Source organism: Arenibacter antarcticus, from assembly GCF_041320605.1.
Classification (GTDB): Bacteria; Bacteroidota; Bacteroidia; order Flavobacteriales; family Flavobacteriaceae; genus Arenibacter; species Arenibacter antarcticus.
In genome coordinates, this window is sequence record NZ_CP166679.1 from 4,154,589 (window position 1) to 4,173,323 (window position 18,735).

Consider the following 18,735-nt stretch of genomic DNA (forward strand, 5'->3'; position numbering starts at 1 on the left):
TGTTATGTTACCCTAGTCTTGCCGTAGCATTCAATTTGCCCAAAAGATCCATGGCCACAACAGTGGAATATTCCTTTTTCCTATAGTTACTTATTGGCTGAATACCTACAATGGCATTCGTAATAAACAATTCGTCCGCCTTTTGAAGTTCAAAAGGAGAGATATGGGATTCCTCAATCGTATACTGCTCCAAAGCCCCTAAAATACCCACTAATTTTTTACGGATAATACCGTTTAGACAGCCATCTTTAATTGGAGGTGTTTTAATATGATTGCCTTTTACCAAAAATAGATTTCCATTAAGGGCTTCTACAACCATCTTTTCGCTGTTCAATAGCAAACAATTCTGATAGCCATTTTCTTCGGCAAACACACTCCCAACCACATGAATAAGCTTGTTATTCGTCTTTAGGGTAGACAGCATGTCGGGATTGACATAAAAGTCCTTAAAAAGCTCAACCTCATAGGTGTTTTTATTGAGCACAAAAAAGGGAGATTCTAGGGCATTGGCCTCAATAAAGTAAGAAACATCATTCGTGAGCGGCAAATAGAGTCCACCATTATTTCTAAAAACCGTTAGCCGTACTCGTACCGGACTATTTTCCAAGGAGTTTGCGGTAACCGCTGCCATTATCTGTTCTTCCAGATATTCCATGGTAAAAGTCATTGGAATTTCCATACGCAAGATCCGCATAGAGGCCATAAGCCTCAGGTAGTGGTCTTCCCAAAAAAACACTTTGCCATTTACGACCCTTATTGTTTCGAAAAGTGCATCCCCATAACGCAGTCCCCTATTCTCATGGTTAAGAAAAAATGAATTTTTGGAAAGTAGGTCACCATTAAAATTGATCATAAAAAAAGCCTTGAAAAATCAAGGCCAAAGGTACATTTATTTTGCCAAAGGGCTAAGCCGATCCCAAAACTTGTTTCAAACTAGATACTTGGTTTTCCCAAAGCATTTTAGATTCGTCCACTTCATCCTCATCTGCAAAATCGGTGATAAATAAAGAAACATCTTTGGTTATCTCATCCACAATAATGCGGAGTTCAAAAAAGCTATCGTCCTCTTCTGCAATCCAAGTAAATTTAACAAACTCATCACTTTTTCGTTTGAGCAATTTTGCCTGTTCTTCCGATCCATCCCAAATAAAATTGAACATTTCCCCCCTAGAATTTACGTTATCGGCAAACCATTCCGACAGTCCCGAGGGAGTGGATATATATTGGTACAGCAACTGCGGTGATGACTGTATCACAAATTCAACTTCATATTTAACTTTATCGTTCATTCCAATGTATTGTTTATGGTCGCCAATATATATATTTAAAAATGATAAAAAAATAAATCACGAATTTAAATTTTTTTGCAATCTAATTTTGAAAGACAAGAAATTAAACTATATATTTGCAGCCGTTAAAAAATACTATGGCGAGGTAGCTCAGTTGGTTAGAGCGTCGGATTCATAACCCGGAGGTCACGAGTTCAACTCTCGTTCTCGCTACCAGTAAACAAAGGGACCCAAGAGTTTATACTCTTGGGTTTTTTTCTTCTGTACAACATATGTACAACATTTTTGAGGTCAAATTTAACGTTGACACAATCACTACAAAAGGCATATCTCTATTGTTTTGGATTCCATTTATAGAAAAAATAAAATTTATTTTGCGTTTTTCCATTGGAATTTTAAGTAAAACATCTAGGATTTACATCCATTTTAATCCTAAGAAAGACCAAATATCTTTCCAGAACATAAAAAAGGTCTTGGATTAGTATATAGAAAATGGATATAGGTTAACTTGAGATCATGACCAATTGTTGTGTTTATTCAAAAATTATCGTTAATCTGTATAGAAAGAATTCCACATACTTCACACCTATGAACCGGGCCCTAAAGGCTTTTATTTTTGTGTTGAAGGATTCTGCCGATGCATTTGTGCTCCTGTTTATAAAATAGTTCAGGATCCACCTTCAATTGAGCGATATCGCATTTGCAATAGTATTGAACGCCCTAAAGCATGTATTTTCTACGTCTTTGTACCAATGTGCCAGCTTTGTATATGCTACTTGAATAGAAGTAGTCGTATTGAATATATGCCTGAGTATGAGCCCTTTCACAAGAGCGAAGGCGACTTTTATATCGGGATATTGGGCTAACTATATATTACTTCTTTAGGATTGGCTTTGCGACCAGTTGTTAGCCAATTTATATAGCAGGTACCTTCTTCTGGCCAAGAGTTGTTTTCTAGTGTTCCCTTTGCTGAATTCTTTTGGGACGAATGCCCCGTTCTTTGCCCTTGCCCGTTTTGGACTTACTATATTCTCTGTTGCTACCAATTCGCGGATAGCCAAGATTCTGAGTTTGCATCTTCTTTTAGCTTTAAAAATTGATTAGTAATGAGTTAAAAGCTCTTTTGCAGAACTTCGTAATGCTTTATGTAAGAAGAAATTTTAAGAAAGCTAGTTCATAGATAAACATAGTATAATTATCTTAATTCCAAGATAGCTGACTTGCTTAAAAAAACTACTTGTCCGACCAAAGCTTCTTATCGCGAAAGCATTGTCAATTCGGAATAAACAGGTATACTGACATATAACATTTCTCATCGTCCTTCCCGTTTTTTCAGTGGATACTCATGGATGAAAACTTTTGGTATGTTACTTATAGATGCGCAACAGTTCGTCATTTACACACGATTCCCTATTAAACTACTTTTAGTTAAAACCTTTTATGATTGATGAATGCAAAGAACTTTCGAAGTATAAATGAAGGTGTAAATTCTATAAAATTTGAATTAATCAATACAATTTTGGTTTTTAAGAGTCCATGTTGGTGGCTCATAAGGTGTGTTCAAAGGTTTATTAATTAGTCTTTATTTTAGGATCTAATCTATACCCAGGTTAATAATAAAGAGAAATATTGTTTAGAATAGTAATCTTTAAGAACTGGTTAAGTATGGCTTTTTAGGAAGACAGCACTTTTAATGGACGATCAGTTTTGTTAACTATTTTTTTCCTTATAACAAAATCGCCAAAATGTTCTCCTTTATTTCTTTCTTTTGAATAGGTGGCTATTATGGGTTCCAACTCTTTAATAATATCTTTTTCAGATAACATTTCTTTATAAAGCGAGTTTAGTCTATCCCCGTTATGGCTAGCACCCAAATATAAATTATACCTACCAATCGCTCTTCCCACAAATCCTATTTCACCGAGGGATGATCTTGCGCAGTTATTGGGACAGCCCGTCATTCTTATTGTAATTTCATCGTCCTCAAGCCCATTATCCTTCATTATAACGTCGAGCTTATCGATTAAAGAAGGCAGATAGCGTTCCGATTCGGCAAAAGCGAGTCCGCAGGTATTCAATGCCACACAAGCCATTGAGCTTTTTCTAAGTCCGGTTAATTTGGGGTGATTTTTAACGCCATTTTTCTCCAATATAGCTTCAATTATCTCCTTGTCTTTTTCCGCTACATTTCCAATAATAAGATTCTGATTCCCTGTTAATCTAAAATCCCCTCTATGAAGTTGAGCTATTTCTTTCAAACTGGTTTTTAAGGTATACCCCTTTTCGTCCTTCACTCTTCCGTGCTCTACAAAAAGCGTATAAAACCACTTTTCGTTTATTCCTTTCAACCATCCATAGGTATCTCCATTAGACGTAAAGCTATATGGATATGGTCTACTGAGATTCCATCCAAGACGCGTATGTAATTCAGTTACAAACCATTCCAGTCCCCTATCATCGATCGTATGTTTTAGCCTAGATAATTTTCTTTCCTCCCGATTCCCGTAATCTCTTTGTATCTCGATAATAGTTTTGGCTACCTCAATAATTTTTTCTTTTGGTGCAAAACCTATAACATCTGCAAGACGCGGATAGGTGGTATCCATACCAAAAGTACTACCCAATCCTCCTCCGACACAGATATTACATCCTTTAACTTTGTTATTTTCTTCTATAGCTATTAATCCAAGGTCATTTGCAAAAACATCCACATCATTATTTGGAGGAATTACCAATGCTATTTTAAACTTTCTAGGTAAATAGGTATGGTGATATAATGGTTCTACATCAGGGGCGCCTACTACTTTTTCCTTGTCCAGCCAAATTTCATGGTATGCGGTAGTATTGGGAAGAAAATAATCACTGATCTCTCCTGCCAGCTTATACACTTCTTCATGGATAGTAGACTCGTATGGATTAGGGCTACACATTACATTTCTGTTGACATCACCACAGGTCGCCAGTGTACTTAATAATACTTCATTTATTGTTTGGATCGTAGGTTTTAAATTTCGTTTTAGGATGCCGTGAAACTGAAATGATTGCCTGGTAGTTAATTTCAAGGTACCATTGGCAAGGCTGTCAGAAAGTCCATCTAGGGCAAGCCATTGCGCAGGAGTCGTTATACCCCCCGCAGCTCTTACCCTCACCATAAATTGGTGTAAAGGTTCTAGTTTTTTAAGTTTCCGTTCTCTTTCAAGGTCTCTATCATGTTGTTGATACGATCCGTGATATTTAATAAGTTTCACATCATCAGGGTGTAGCGCACCCGTTATGGGATTCTTTAAGCTTTCGATAATGGTTCCTCTAAGGAAATCACTTTTATCTTTAATATGCTCATCTTCAGATAATTTATCTTTATCAAGTTGTTCTGTCATATTGGCGTTTTCTGAGGAATTCAATTGTTTAAAAAATTAATAGTTACATAAGTATTCACTTTGTAACGGGCATTACGTTAATACTGATAATTCATAACTTGAAATACAAGGGTTTTATGCCACGGTCCTCGTCTATTAATAAATATCAGCCTGGTACCTATTGGATAATTGAAGTTTTTTAATGTATTCTTCTGCCTTTTCTATCGTCACTCCACCTTGTTGTTGAATTATTTGTTTTAAGGCGAGATCTACATCCTTGGCCATTTGGGTAGCATCTCCACATACGTATAGGTGAGCGCCGTTTTCTAACCAGTTGTACAGCTCCTTACCACTTTCTAGCATTCTATGCTGAACGTACATTTTTTCTGTTTGATCTCTTGAGAACGCAACATCTACTTTGGTTAATATCCCTTCCTTTAGATATTGCTGCCATTCTGTTTGATATAGAAAATCTGTGGTAAAATTTCGATCTCCAAAGAAGAGCCATGACAATCCTTTCTTCTCTGCTACCTCCCGATGCTGCATAAAGGATCTAAAAGGAGCCACTCCGGTTCCGGGCCCTACCATTATAATTGGGGTGTCGGGATTTTTTGGAAGCTTAAATCGAGTGTTTTTATCAACAAATATTTTAACCTTGTCATCTACATCCAACCTATCTGCAAGCGTAGTAGAGCAATGCCCCTCCCTATCCCTACCAAAAGCATTATAACGAACTACAGAAACAAGCAAGTGTACCTCTTCTTCTACTGCTTCTTGGGCAGAGGCAATAGAGTACATACGAGGTGTATTCTTTCTTAATATTGAAATAAGGGTATCTGGAGAAAACTCAAAGGGTGCTTCTGTAATTAAATCCAAAATATCCCTACCAGAGAGGTATGCTACAACCGCAGCATTATCTTTTAGAGTATTTTTCAACTCCCCATTATCCGCCAATTCAGCGTATTTGGATAGCGTAACTTTAGTTAAGGGGGTTAATTCATAATCATCGGTAAGTGCTTCGTATAACGTTTTTTCTCCTTTATGTGTGGTTACCATTTCCTCGCCGGATAAATTAGTGGCAGTTAGAACTTGGTCTATTAGTTGGCTAGCGTTAGTCCCATAAACGCCCAAGGCATCACCTGGTTCATAGGTTATCCCAGACCCTCCCAAGTCCAGTTCTAAATGCACTGTTTCTTTCGAAGATCCCGTCCCGTTCAGATTAATTTTATTAAGGATAGTGGCCTCAAATAAATTTTTTCGGGAATACTGTAAAGGGCTCAAGGAATCAGAGGAAGCATTCTCTATCGTGACCACAGAGGAAGTCATTTGCTTTATCTGATTAAGAAAATTTAGCTGCCAAGCAGCTGCATTGTCTTCATAATCTACATCACAATCTATGCGTTCTATAATACGTTCGGCACCTAATTTCTCAAGAATCACATCAAAATCCTTTCCCGTTTTACAATAATCTACATAACTACTATCACCAAGAGCTAACACAGAAAATTTTATATGGGAAAGATCAGCTGCTTTTTTACTGTGTAGATAATTATAGAGGTCCTCTGCTTGGATCGGGGGATCTCCCAACCCATGTGTACTTACGATTACGGCTAGATTATCAACTTTCTTTAATTCTTTTGTCTTAAAGGAAGCCATATCGAAAACCTCAACTTCCAACCTATTTTCCTTTGCAAGTGTAGCTAGGTTAAGAGCCAGTGCTTCACTATTTCCGGTATGGCTCCCAAATAATACAGTTAATTTTTTTGGAATCTCTTTAACAACATCAGTAGAAGTTGCTGCAATCATTTCGCTTAAAGAGGATGTCTGGTCTAGGCCGGAAAAATAACCACTTAACCAATTGAGTTGTCCAGAATCTAGTCCAGTCAAAGCTTCACTAAGCTTTTCTGCCTGATTATCATTAAACGGACCTCTTCCCAGTGCTTTTATCAATTCCATAGGTAAATCAAATTACTTGTTTGGTTGTGGAGTGTAACGTAAATATGGCTTTATAACACGATGACCTTTGGGGTATTGCTTTTCAACATCTTCTTGTTTTACGCTAGGAGGAATTATAACATCTTGCCCTACTTCCCAATCAACTGGAGTAGCCACAAGATATTCGGCTGTAAGTTGCAGAGAATCTATCACTCTAAGGATCTCCGTGAAATTCCTTCCCGTTGAAGCTGGATAAGTAATAATCGCTTGAATCTTTTTATCCGGGCTAATAAAGTATACAGATCTTACCGTGGTACTTGTTGAAGCTTTCGGATGGATCATGTTATATAGAGTTGCAACATTTCTATCTGAATCTGCAATTATTGGGAATTCTACGGTGCAATTTTGAGTTTCATTGATATCCACTATCCACTTATGATGGGAATCCAGGTCATCTACACTCACCGCGATGACTTTTGTTTTTCTTTTTTGAAAATCATTCTTTAACTGCGCAGTACGTCCAAGTTCTGTTGTACATACAGGGGTAAAATCTGCCGGATGTGAATAAATTACCCCCCAATTATTCCCTAACCATAAATGAAAGTCAATTTCACCTTCGGTAGTTTGTGCTGTAAAATTTGGTGCCTCATCTCCAATTCTTAAACTCATGATTTTCTAGTTTTTTAGTTACAGGTAAAGATATTATCGCAATTAATAGCTTCTCTTTAACGTAACAAAGGTATCGGGGAAATACATAAGTAACCAATAACAATTTCTAATCTAGTATAACCTAAGGTTATAATGATGCCGATTTTTCGGAAGAATTAGGAATAAATTTATTGTTATAATTATAAGAATCGATAAACGATAGAGTGACCGTTATAAATTCTTATTACGGATTAAGAATTGAATAAATAAGGCAGATAGCCCACCTTCAGCTCCTTGCGGAGTAATAAAATAAAAATTCCTATGTATCTGTAGTTTTTTGATTTCAATTATTTTTAAGACGCCACTTTCCAATTCCTTAAGAATGGCATGTAAGGAAACAAATGCCATACAATTGGAGTGTTGGAGATAGGATTTAATAGCTTCAGTGCTACCTAATTGCATTTCTACTTTTAAATCGGCTAAGCGAATTCCTTTTTGTTTTAAGGCATCTAAAGTTACTTCCAACGTTCCTGACCCTGGTTCCCTCATGAGAAGGGGGATTTTTTTTAAATCCTCTGGTCCTATCTCATCCTTTTTGCCCAAAGGATTTTTATTGCTACACACCAGCACTATTTCGTCTTTTAAAAATGGACTATAGTGAATTTCACGCCTTTTAGACTTGCTTTCAATAACCCCTAGTTCTATGCTTTTATTCTGCAGTGCATTTTCTATTTGCTCAGAATTACCATTGAGCAATTCTACTTTTACATCTTGATACATCCTGTGAAACTGGGCTAGTAATGGCGGTAGGACATATTGGGTAATTGAAGTACTGGAACCTATATGTAAAATACCTTTAAGAGTATGATTAAACTGATTTAAGTCAAATTCTATTTGTCTATATATTTCATGAATGTTTTCGGTATGTCTTAACAATACCTCCCCTGCAGGGGACAGAATAACCCTATTTCCTTTTCTATCAAAAAGCGCGAGGTTAAACTGGCTTTCCAGTTCCTTAATATGTTTTGTAACAGCAGGTTGTGATATAAATAATTCTTCAGAAGCCTTAGTAAAACTTAGCCTTCTTGCAACAGTATAAAAAACTTTTAACCTAAAATCGAACATATATAATAATACAAAACCAATTCATCTATATTTTGAGGTTGTAATTTAATGATAAGAGCTAGGGCAACCAAGACTTAAATGTCCTTTTTAATTTAGCATCGATGATCTTGATCGGGTTCTTGTCATCTTGCTGGTATCCTTGAGACCTAGTGTCCTCCAAAACATGTCGGCAAAGAATATCCAGAATTTTAAGAGTCTGTCTAGGCCAGGCCTCCAACTTGGAAACAATAAGCCACAAACATGGAGTTATCCGATATGTAATATTGTCCAAATTATTAGGCAAGTGCCTAAAAGCGTTTATAGATTGCTATCATTCGGGAAATACTTGATTAATTACCATGGAAGGGATAAGCTCTATTCCCAGTCGTCGATTACAAAAGTGTTGGCTAGGATACTTAACAGGTTAAAAGCGCCTGCGGCTAATCCATCCGTAATACTGGACTCAACCAGGTATCTTTGGGGAATTGTTCATATGCAACCCTTTATCCACCCTTTCTCTCCTACTCTGCTCCACCTTTAATCGTACTTGTTTTAATTAAATGTGTATAAACATCCTTCTTTAGATTGAACGAAGGTTTTGGGTCTATTTTGTTTTTATTCTTCAATATCTCATAATGCAAATGGTACCCTGTAGAACTTCCTGTACTACCCACCGTACCAATAATTTCGTGTTGCTTAACAATTTGCCCTTTTTGGACAAGCACCTTTTCCAGGTGTCCATACAATGTTATAAAACCAAAGCGATGTTTGATTATAATGTGTGTGCCATACCCTTTTTTGGAATATAAGATATTCAGGATGGTACCTGATGCCGATGCATAAACATATTTTCCACGAGCGGTGGCCAAATCAATTCCATAGTGTTTCTTCTCTTTTTCTGAAATTGGATGGATACGAATGCCATAGTTGCTTGTAATAGTATAATTGCCTTTTTCCAAAGGGACGGCAGAAGGAAATTGCTCCAATAACTTAGGTCGGTACTGAAGGTATGTCTCTAATGAGCTTATATAGGAGTAATCGGGTATTTGGTATAGAAAACCAACTATTAATTCTTCTATGGCTAGTAGCAATTGATCGCGTTCCCTTTCTGTAAGATCCACATCCATTGAGCTTGATTCCAGATTCAATTTAAGACGTTCTTCATAAAAATCCATTGTTACCGTGGTGTCCTTAAGTCGTTGTGTTGAAACATAAGGACTGTGCCATATTATATAGAATAGGCACATTAGGATTAAAAAGAGAAAATAGGCAAGCTCTTTATTCCCAAAAGATTTATCCCGTTTTGGTTTAGTGACACCCAATATTTTACTCCAAAACGTTGTAGATTCAAAAAATATCATATATTTGTATTTATATACAAATTTACTATTTAAATACAATTAACGACATATTTACAAATAAGATGAACAACTGGCTTCTAAAAGACCACCTGATACACCTTCCTAAACTCTTTGAATATTTGGGGTTCCGGCTTGTGAGATCCGACAATTCCCATCATATATTTAAAAACGGTGGTGAGCACTATGTGATTATAAATACCGAAAAGGAATATTTCTATTATAAAGTACAACGCCCACAGGAAAAACTATCCGCATCAGATCTAATTACAGAATATGTATCAAAGGTGGAGGCACTCGGTAAGGAACTGATATGGGATAAGGTGGATAACTACTATAACAAAGTACTGCAAACCACAGCCCTGTTAATAAAGAATAACCCAGAGGACACTCTCATAACAGTTCAACCGGACTTTAATCATTTTTTATCTTACCAGTTACCACTGGAAGAGGTTTCAGAAAATCTTTATTACGGTGTGGAAAACTCCAATCCCTTTTCAGGGCGTGTGTTCTTAAGCGATGAAGGTTCCCCGCTGTTTCCCATGTTCAATTTGCAAAACGAGGTCTGCGGTTATTTCCAAGATTTAGGTAAAGAAGTGGTTCCCTATCGAGAGTCGGCTATAAAGCATTCTCTTTGGTACTCCAATATTCCAAAGAGAATTGAGGGTCTCTTTCTTTTTAACAATCCTAAGGAGGCTTTGGCCTTCCATAGAAAATTTCAATTAAAAAATGTGGTTTACATGGCGTTGGGAGAAATAAATCTCCAAACGACTGACATACTTTTCCAGATACAACGGCTAACGAAAGTGGACAAACTCTTTTTAAGCTTTACGGGTAACAAAAAAATAGAAGGGTATTTGAGGGACCTCCACTTTATATCGTATATCAACGATTCTGATTTTAATTTGACCTTGACCGATAGGGATATTTTATTGCGTTTCCCCATGGAAAATGAAAAATCCTTCTCCCGATTTTACGATCATACAAGACGTTTTAACAAAGAGTTGACCCAAAGCTTTTTGAATTTCAATAAAATCATCGACCAAAATAGGCTGAACAAATACAGTATTCTGGTTTCCAAAGACAAAGAAGATATTAAGGTCCGGTTGCCCATAGAATCAAACGCCATCAAATTATTGGTCTGGTCGTATTACAAAAACTATTTAAACAAAACGATAGATATTCTAAAGCCAAAGTCAAACAATTGGCATACTGAATGGGAAAACACTCAAAATCAAGTCAATGAAGGGAAGGAGGTGCAATTGAAAGAATATAGAATTGCCCTATAAAATGGAAAAAGGGCGCTCCCGCCCTCTTTCCTTCAAATTCCGTAACTCACAAATCACTCCTGATTTGAAAGTTATTCAAAAGTAACAAATTCAAATTCCGTAACAATTAAAAATCACTCAAAAATGGAAAAGCAAGTAGAAAACACGATTCAAAAAGTATTCGTCAATGTCAACCAAGTTTGGCAAAAGGGCGAAGCGATATCCATAGATGATAAAACCTTCAAAATTAAAGCCGGTAATAATCCGTCATTTGTAATGTCCAAGGACAGTAGGAATGTTGAAGTTCAAAAGAATATGGAGCAACAATTTGCTGAGGCCGACACAAAAAGACGGATGGAAGGGGCCTATATAAGTTTTGAGAAGTTAGAACCCAACATTCAAGAATCAATTTTAGAAGGTAAAGAACAGTTGATCGAGACAACGTACATCAATGATGGCAAATTGAAGGAGTCGATTAAGATGGTTCAAATGTTATATAACTCCACTTACGGTTCTAGACTGGACGTTCAGATTAAACGCAAGGAACTGGTTAAGCTAAAAGAGGCGAACGCCTACCAATATCAGTTTACCAAGGATGAATACCAAGCTATGGTAAACGAGGGTAAAACCATTCAGTTCACCGGAACTTCCTTAAACGGCGATTCCTTCCAGAAATTGGCCTATTATGAGCCAAAACTGAACGACATCCGTACAAAATCTGCTGTCTCCGCCAACATGTATGTTTTGGGCCAAGTATTGTCCAAACAACAGGCGGACAATTTAAACAAGGGGGAAGAAGTGAAAATCACTATTCGAAAGACCCAAAAAGGACCTTTGACCTATATGGTCCGATGGAGTGCCAAAGGCCAACGTTTTCTCTACAAAAATTTGGATAAAACCAATGTAAAGGAGAAAGAGACCAAGGAGAACGTAACTGTTGAGGGCGAAAAAAAAAAGAGTCAGCTTAACAAGGCCGTAAGCATGTAACCCTTTTATACTAACTCAATTTAATAGCCGACCTGCTTGGCATGTCGGCTATTTTACATCCTTCCGATGAAAAGTCCGAACTACATAGATGATCCTGAACATTATAAAAGATTGATCTCAAAAATCAATGTTGAGGCCAATTTTCCAATGTACTTACATCAAAATGGGTACAAATTAATAAAGAAAAGTGCAGGTTCTATGGAATTCAAGAACCACAAAGATCGCATTGTACTGCAAACGGCCCGGGAGCCAGTAACCTATTTCAACAGAAATGATTCCCAGGACAAAGGGCTATTTTTCGGGTATTTGATGCTGAGGAATACTAATTTTTATAAGGCGGTGCAAGCCGGACTAGAAATTGTGAACGGGACTGGTTATATGGGAAATATACCGATGGAAGTGAGAAATACCAATGTAACAAAAAAATCCTTGGAAGATAATTTTACTATTGCTCCATTACGGAACTCCAGTTATCTAAGACAGCAACGAGGTATTTCAAGGACAACTTTAAACAATCCAATATTTAAGGGCCGTATATATAATGCTTATCCCAATGGGGAAAATGTCAATAAAATAGCCAACATTGCCTTTCCAAAGTACGATTTGGATAGAAATCCCCAAAATTACATTCTCTACAACAAATCATATAGAAGCAGAAGCGACAACAAAATAAAAAAATTTCGCTTGGTACTGAACCAAAAGGATCATTTTCTATTCCATTCCAGCCCCATTAAAGATCCTTCAAAAATTATAGTCGCGGAAAGCAGCATAGACCTCCTCTCCTATCACGAACTCCATGGTAGTCTGGATAACTTTTATGTCTCCTTTAGTGGTAACCTGTATCAAAAAAAACTTCAGTTTTTCGGTCAGCTAACCGAAACTTACTTAAAGTCAAACATGGTGACCTTAATATCCATAATGGATAATGACATCAAAGGTTACGAATTTGACTTAATACTATTTACCAACCTTATGAACCTTTATAATCCGAACATTTATGTGGAATATTCTTATAGGAACAGATCTGTAAGCCTACTGTTTAACTACTCCGCAGGCAATGGGATTTTATTGAACAATCATGCCACTTTTATAGAAGAAAAATTGACTGCCCATTTCCAATGGGATAAGCTTATGTTCAATTGGCTCCAATGGACAATAACTTCGGACAAAATCCTCCTGGAATTCTACTTGCCAGAAATTATTAATACTATTCAGATTGACGGAGACAAAAACCTCTTCAAAACGTTGTTAGCAACCATTAGCGAGCTCTATCTACCGTTTAAGGCCACTATTCATAAATCTAAAGGAAAGGACTGGAACGATGATCTTATGGATTCTAAGAAGGTTAAATATATTGAGATGGAGACCATCAACCAGAATGCAATGGCCATCGGGGATCAAATTAAATTAAAAACAACCTATGGTCCTCAGGGTACTCCCAACATTGGCATCATTAAGGTTGTACATAACAATAGTGTGGAATGCGATTTTGGATTGGAAAATAATTACACCATTCCCTTAAAGGAAATCAGCATGCACTTAAGGAAAAAGGATTCCCTTATACTTGAAAAAAGAAATGGTAAAGTGAGGAAAAATGATAACTTACAAAACTTTATAAAATGATACTCATGGAATCCATATCTATAGAATTAAAGGACAATCAATATTACATTACACTTTTGGACCAACTTATCGAGGAAACCGATATGTCCTTAAAACACAGACTTCAAAAGGCAGATACCTATGCGAGGTTCATCAATGAACAGGCAGGGCTCCTTAAGGACCAAACCATCGATTATGTCAGCGAAAACGATGTTTCCTTCCAGATTGCGTCTTCACATGTAATTGAACTCTGGAAAGGACGCATGTTCAAATAGTCTGTTATGGGTATAAACACCCAAACCTTTTGCTTTCATCATGAACGACAAGAATCTAGCATACTCGGCAATGTTACTATCGGCAATCTCATTTGCAGTAATAGGTTTTGTCACCTATTTCCCGATTGTGCAATATCTGAAATGGGATTCACAACTTTCAGAGATTATCCACAATTTCCTTATACGATTTAAAGCTTTTCAAGAGCCTTATATCAGTAGAGTTATGCTAGTGATGATTATTTTGGGTTCGGTCATGCTCTATAACCCCAGAAAAAAAGAAGACAGATCCTTAATGACCGGGCTATCTTATTTAGGGATCGGCTGTATATTATTATTTATAACAGGCTATTTTAGAACTCTACAACTCAGTTTGCTTTGGTACTCCTTGACTTTATATTGTATCGGTTTTCTATTAACTGTTTCTGGCTCAATGCATCTTTTTCAAGTGATGGACTTTTCTAATGAGGCCGAAGAGGATCCTTTCAACGACCAGAACGAAACCTTTCAACAAATGGAAGATCGCATAGATACCAAGTATTCCGTAAACATCCCCTATGAATACCAATACAAAGGACAACTACGGAAAGGTTGGATTAATTTTGTCAACCTGTTCCGGGCTTTGTTGGTCATAGGTACTCCAGGTAGTGGAAAATCCTTCGCTTTGATCGAAGAGATTATAGAGCAAATGATTGAAAAAAACTTTACACTTTTGATATATGATTTTAAGTTCGATACCCTAAGTAAAGTTGCCTATAACTACTGGCGAAGAAAAAAGGAACGTATAACCGGTGACAACGAACTTTCTACCCTACCCGATTTTTATACGTTGAGTTTTGATAATATTGAGAAATCGCATCGCTGTAATCCTATTGACCCCTATTTAATGCGAAACCAGACCGATGCTGCAGATGCTGCTACCATTATCATGAAAAATCTAAATAAGGAATGGATAAAACGCAGTGATTTCTTTTCCAAGAGTGCCATTAGTTTTGTTTCAGGCCTGATCTGGTACTTGAAGAAAAAATCCGAGGAGACTGGTGAGAATATCTGCACTTTGCCCCATGTTATAACCTTATCCACCATAAACATTGAATACTTGTTGGAAATTATGATGAGGGAAGTAGAAGTTCGCAGTCTGATGATTCCTTTCAAGGATGCCATGGAACGGCAAGCGGGTCAGCAGTTGGCCGGCCAGACCGCAAGTGCCCAGATATCCCTTTCCATGCTAGCTAACAAGGAAATCTATTATATCATGACCGGCAACGATTTTCGATTGGACATTAATAACCCACAAAAACCAAAAATAGTCTGTATTCAGAATAATCCCGACCGTTCCGAAATCTATGCAGCTCCAATAGGCCTTTACATTAATAAGATTTTACAGGTGGTAAACAAACCTGGATGTAGACCAATGGGTCTGATCCTGGATGAACTCCCTACTGTTTTCATTATGGGACTGCGCAAGATAATCGACACAGGAAGGTCTCATTACGTAGCCACGGTGTTGGGCATACAGAGCATTACACAATTAATAGCAGATTACGGCAGGGAACTGGCGGAAGTCATCTTCGACAACTGCTCCAATGTGTTCAGTGGGGCGGCAAAAGGAGAAACAGCACGTAGAATCAGCGAGATATTTGGACGCATCCATCAAGAAAAAAAGAGCAGGGCTGTATCCAACAACGATACAACGGTCAATTTCAGCACCATCCTTTCGGAATTACTGCCAAAAAGCAAGATTACCTGTATGTCTACAGGCCATTTTGGGGGGATTGTAGCAGATACCTTTGAAAATCCTATTGAACAAAAGCTGTGTTTTGGGTTACTAAAGCCCAATATGGAATCCAAAAAAATCCAAGGAAAATACGAAATACCCGTCCACACCAAATTTAAAAGTAAAGATCATCCGGAATTGGTGGAGTCCAAAATGAAACTAATACACAGTCTTAACTTTTTTGAGGTAGTGCGAGATCTTGATTTTGGTCAGACGAATTATTTGGACTTCTATACTAAATACATCAAAAAGTTTGCGGCAGTTCAATATGGGAATCATATACAACGAATGCAGTTCATTCCATTGGCTAATGAACTGAAACTGTTCGACCATCTACAAAAGCTAGAGGAATTGACAAAAAAGGATTCTGCTGCTACACAAAAGATAGAACAGTATATTACTGCCCTGGTAGATCGAATGTACATTGACCAAGAAATAGATAGGGTTTTGGACGCCAATTTTATGAAGGTAATCAGTGATATCAATGTGCTTGTGGAGCGGGAATATGTCCGATGTACGGGGAATAAACCAAAACTGGCAGTTTTTGACAAACATAAAATAACCGATGAAATAGCAGCATCCCTGAAAAAAGACGAAATCATAGCTAAAGATTTTATAAAAAAATATCGCAGTAGGCCAAGTAGGGAGTTGGCGGATGCTTTTCGTAGGCAACATGAAATACCTATTTTTGAAAAAGTTTCAGCGTTGAACCAAACCGATGTGTTTGATGGTTCTTTGGGGAATTTGGAAACCTTATTTTCAAGCTATCCTATAGAAATGGATAGGAATAATAATTAAAATCATACACATGAAAGATTTAGATGAGATGATGAGAGCCTCCACAGAGGATTTTGCGTACATCAGCGAACGTTTAAAGATGATTCGCGAAGAACTGATCGAAAAGGATACCGGCAACAAACGTTCAAGTGCATTTTCCATAAAATCGATCACGGAACGTTTTGACATGGACTATAATACCTTGGTCAACGTAGAACGTGGGGCCATATCTTTGACTACCATCAAATTGATTTTGTATTACTATTCTTTGGGCTATAACCCCGCATGGATCCTCACAGAGGAAAACGAGTTTATACCTAAGGACAATATTGGGGAAAATGTAGTGTACCAGGCCGATGTTCAAGAGGAGTACAGAGATATGGAGACTGCCATTGTTAACGCTTTGACGGAGTTTAAGAAGAAGATTTAAAAAATAGCTGGGTTACCAGAGTGAGGAAAGTGTTGGTCTCCTACTATAACTACACTGGTAAAAGCCGCGTTAACCATTGTTTACGAGGCTTGGTTTTTCTCATAAATCAAAACATGCGAGAAAAACCTTAAGGGAAAGCCCCTTCAAATTTGCATGCTACCGATCAATAATGTCATCTTCAAACACTTCTAAAAACCAATCTAAAGATCTATTGTGTTTTCCAAGTTCCCTTGTTAAAAATCTCTCGTGCCCTTCTATAGTATTGTTCTTCGCGATGAGCAATTTCGTAATCGCGTCCCACTCGCTGTGCTTCCAATACAAACTTAAGTCTTTTGGGTAATTTGTTGGCGGTTTGTCCGAGTTCTCTAATAAGTTCTTCACGTATTGATTCTTCAAATCCTTTTTCTTCTCGATCAATTTCAGCTCTTCCTTCTCTATAGCTTTCTTGTTCTCGTTCTTCAAGTTTTCTAAACTCTTCTGATAAGGTTCTCTCTTTGAATTGTAATTCTTTAATACTTCTTTCTTCTCTTCTATTATTTTCTGATAGGCTTTCTTCTTCAAGTCTAGACTGGTCTTTGAAGCTTTTTCCAATATCATTTTTTCTATTTGTAAAGCTTCCTTGTTCTTCACTTTCAAACTGTCCAAATAATTCTGTAAGCTGCTCTGTTTTTTCTGATATTTTTCCGTTAGATTCCATTCTATTATGGATAATTCTTTTATCGCCTTCTGATATTTCTTCAAACTCGTCTCGTAATTCCTCGCTTGAACGCTTAAATCTTTCTCTAATTGACTCCTCAGTTCCTCCGTTTTCGAGTTCTGACTCTTTATCTCTATCAACTCCTTTTTGCTCCCTTCTAAGTTCTTCTTTTTTAGATTGATATCTATCGTCCAAGTCATTAAATTTTTCTCTAAATCCTCTTTCTCTAATACTAAGATTTCCTCTCTGTGATTCAACATCGAAAGCTCTGTCTCTAAATTGCTCTCGTACCTCTTCATCAATTCTTGCTTCCATTTCTTCCAGTCCCTTCCTCTCAGCTTCTGTAGCTCTCTCAACTCTAGATATTTCTGATTCAAAGTGTTGTTCAGCTCTTTTGTAAGATTGCGATTCCAAAGCTCTTTTAACTGTTCGTATAAGATATTTAATTTGGTTTGCTCTGCACTTGTAATTTTCTTCGAAAATGTTTCTCTGGTCGTCATCAATAGACCATACTCCGTTATCAGTTGCTTCGGAAACGAATATATATTTGGTGTTGGCTTCGATTTCATTGTAAACCCATTTAACTTTTGTTCTTGATTTTAGTGCATTTTCAATTTCATTCCCAGGCTTTTTTGGAATGATTATTTGTACAGTATTTAAACCTAAACGTTTAAGTTTTAACTTCTTTTCAATATCTATTTTATGATACAAAACAAATTCAATGAGCAAAACAGGCTCGTCTTTCTCATTGAAAAAAGTAATATCTGGTCTTATCAATAAAAACCTCTCGTCTATATCTGGGTTTTTACCAAAATTAATTTGGCAATTCTCATCTTCGTAAAAAGTTAGTTCAGACTTCACTTTATAAGCTCTTATAGTCTCGGGTAATTTTAAAAGCATTGGCACACCTTCCTCTCCTATAGCTGGAAATTTTAATACTTCTGGAACTTTTAATTCCTTTAGTCTTTGAAGTATATCTCTGGCTAAACGTTCTCTATAATTTCTGCTAGCTACGACACATTCTGTATTGCCTTTATCTACATTTTTTGCGTGATGCCTATAATAATGAACTCTTTTTAAACCTTTAGCTGCCTGCATTTCCTTTTTACAGCCCAAACAATAATAACCATTGAGTCCGCTTTTAGCCTCAGAAATATGGATTTCTTTGGTGAAATCGTCGTTGAATGCCCAATCGTTTTGATAGTCGTTATCGTTTGTTTTATTTCTCATAATCG

15 protein-coding genes, 1 tRNA gene and 1 riboswitch are annotated in these 18,735 nt (G+C 37.0%); of the genes, 7 read left to right on the forward strand and 9 right to left on the reverse strand.

Going from position 1 to position 18,735, the window contains the following annotated elements:
* Positions 1-7 precede the first annotated feature (7 nt).
* Positions 8-853: an aminotransferase class IV gene (locus KCTC52924_RS17055; RefSeq protein ID WP_251805968.1), complete on the reverse strand. Its 846-nt coding sequence runs from the start codon at positions 851-853 to the stop codon at positions 8-10.
* A gap of 52 nt (positions 854-905) precedes the next feature.
* Positions 906-1,289 (reverse strand): START-like domain-containing protein, encoded by a 384-nt coding sequence (locus KCTC52924_RS17060; RefSeq protein ID WP_251805969.1) that lies wholly within the window; start codon positions 1,287-1,289, stop codon positions 906-908.
* Between the two features lie 139 nt (positions 1,290-1,428).
* Here KCTC52924_RS17060 and KCTC52924_RS17065 point away from each other — a divergent pair.
* Positions 1,429-1,505: transfer RNA gene (locus KCTC52924_RS17065), tRNA-Met, on the forward strand.
* A gap of 317 nt (positions 1,506-1,822) precedes the next feature.
* Here the strand turns inward: KCTC52924_RS17065 and KCTC52924_RS17070 are convergent.
* The 6 genes from KCTC52924_RS17070 to KCTC52924_RS17095 form a co-directional block, all read right to left on the reverse strand.
* Positions 1,823-1,963, reverse strand: a complete 141-nt coding sequence (locus KCTC52924_RS17070; RefSeq protein ID WP_353057451.1) for a transposase — start codon at positions 1,961-1,963, stop codon at positions 1,823-1,825.
* 593 nt (positions 1,964-2,556) lie between these two features.
* A riboswitch (cobalamin riboswitch) is annotated at positions 2,557-2,746 on the reverse strand.
* Between the two features lie 216 nt (positions 2,747-2,962).
* Entirely contained in the window at positions 2,963-4,666 is a 1,704-nt protein-coding gene (cysI, locus tag KCTC52924_RS17075; protein WP_251805970.1) for an assimilatory sulfite reductase (NADPH) hemoprotein subunit, read from the reverse strand.
* Positions 4,667-4,801: 135 nt separating this feature from the next.
* Entirely contained in the window at positions 4,802-6,601 is a 1,800-nt protein-coding gene (locus KCTC52924_RS17080; protein ID WP_251805971.1) for an assimilatory sulfite reductase (NADPH) flavoprotein subunit, read from the reverse strand.
* A 12-nt stretch (positions 6,602-6,613) separates the two neighbouring features.
* Positions 6,614-7,249: a peroxiredoxin gene (locus KCTC52924_RS17085; protein WP_285903340.1), complete on the reverse strand. Its 636-nt coding sequence runs from the start codon at positions 7,247-7,249 to the stop codon at positions 6,614-6,616.
* Positions 7,250-7,459: 210 nt separating this feature from the next.
* Positions 7,460-8,353, reverse strand: coding sequence for a LysR family transcriptional regulator (locus KCTC52924_RS17090; RefSeq protein ID WP_251805972.1), 894 nt, complete (start codon positions 8,351-8,353; stop codon positions 7,460-7,462).
* 500 nt (positions 8,354-8,853) lie between these two features.
* Entirely contained in the window at positions 8,854-9,693 is an 840-nt protein-coding gene (locus KCTC52924_RS17095) for a M23 family metallopeptidase (RefSeq protein WP_251805973.1), read from the reverse strand.
* Between the two features lie 62 nt (positions 9,694-9,755).
* On the opposite strand from KCTC52924_RS17095, the gene KCTC52924_RS17100 reads away from it, so the two are divergent.
* The 6 genes from KCTC52924_RS17100 (at position 9,756) to KCTC52924_RS17125 (ending at position 16,803) form a co-directional block, all read left to right on the forward strand.
* The gene (locus tag KCTC52924_RS17100) at positions 9,756-10,979 is read left to right on the forward strand and encodes a type II toxin-antitoxin system HicA family toxin (protein ID WP_251805974.1); all 1,224 of its coding nucleotides are present in this window, start codon (positions 9,756-9,758) and stop codon (positions 10,977-10,979) included.
* A 123-nt stretch (positions 10,980-11,102) separates the two neighbouring features.
* Positions 11,103-11,945 carry a hypothetical protein gene (locus tag KCTC52924_RS17105; RefSeq protein ID WP_251805975.1) on the forward strand — a complete coding sequence of 281 codons (843 nt, stop codon included), beginning with the start codon at positions 11,103-11,105 and terminating at the stop codon, positions 11,943-11,945.
* A 66-nt stretch (positions 11,946-12,011) separates the two neighbouring features.
* Positions 12,012-13,568, forward strand: a complete 1,557-nt coding sequence (locus tag KCTC52924_RS17110; RefSeq protein WP_251805976.1) for a DUF3991 domain-containing protein — start codon at positions 12,012-12,014, stop codon at positions 13,566-13,568.
* Positions 13,565-13,822 carry a hypothetical protein gene (locus KCTC52924_RS17115; protein WP_370671480.1) on the forward strand — a complete coding sequence of 86 codons (258 nt, stop codon included), beginning with the start codon at positions 13,565-13,567 and terminating at the stop codon, positions 13,820-13,822. The genes KCTC52924_RS17110 and KCTC52924_RS17115 overlap by 4 nt, the downstream gene beginning before the upstream one ends.
* A 40-nt stretch (positions 13,823-13,862) precedes the next feature.
* Entirely contained in the window at positions 13,863-16,394 is a 2,532-nt protein-coding gene (locus tag KCTC52924_RS17120) for a type IV secretory system conjugative DNA transfer family protein (protein WP_251805978.1), read from the forward strand.
* A gap of 10 nt (positions 16,395-16,404) precedes the next feature.
* Complete coding sequence (locus KCTC52924_RS17125) at positions 16,405-16,803, forward strand: hypothetical protein (protein ID WP_251805979.1); 399 nt, start codon at positions 16,405-16,407, stop codon at positions 16,801-16,803.
* A gap of 208 nt (positions 16,804-17,011) precedes the next feature.
* Here the strand turns inward: KCTC52924_RS17125 and KCTC52924_RS17130 are convergent, their stop codons facing one another.
* Positions 17,012-18,730: a hypothetical protein gene (locus KCTC52924_RS17130; protein ID WP_251805980.1), complete on the reverse strand. Its 1,719-nt coding sequence runs from the start codon at positions 18,728-18,730 to the stop codon at positions 17,012-17,014.
* Positions 18,731-18,735: the final 5 nt, after the last annotated feature.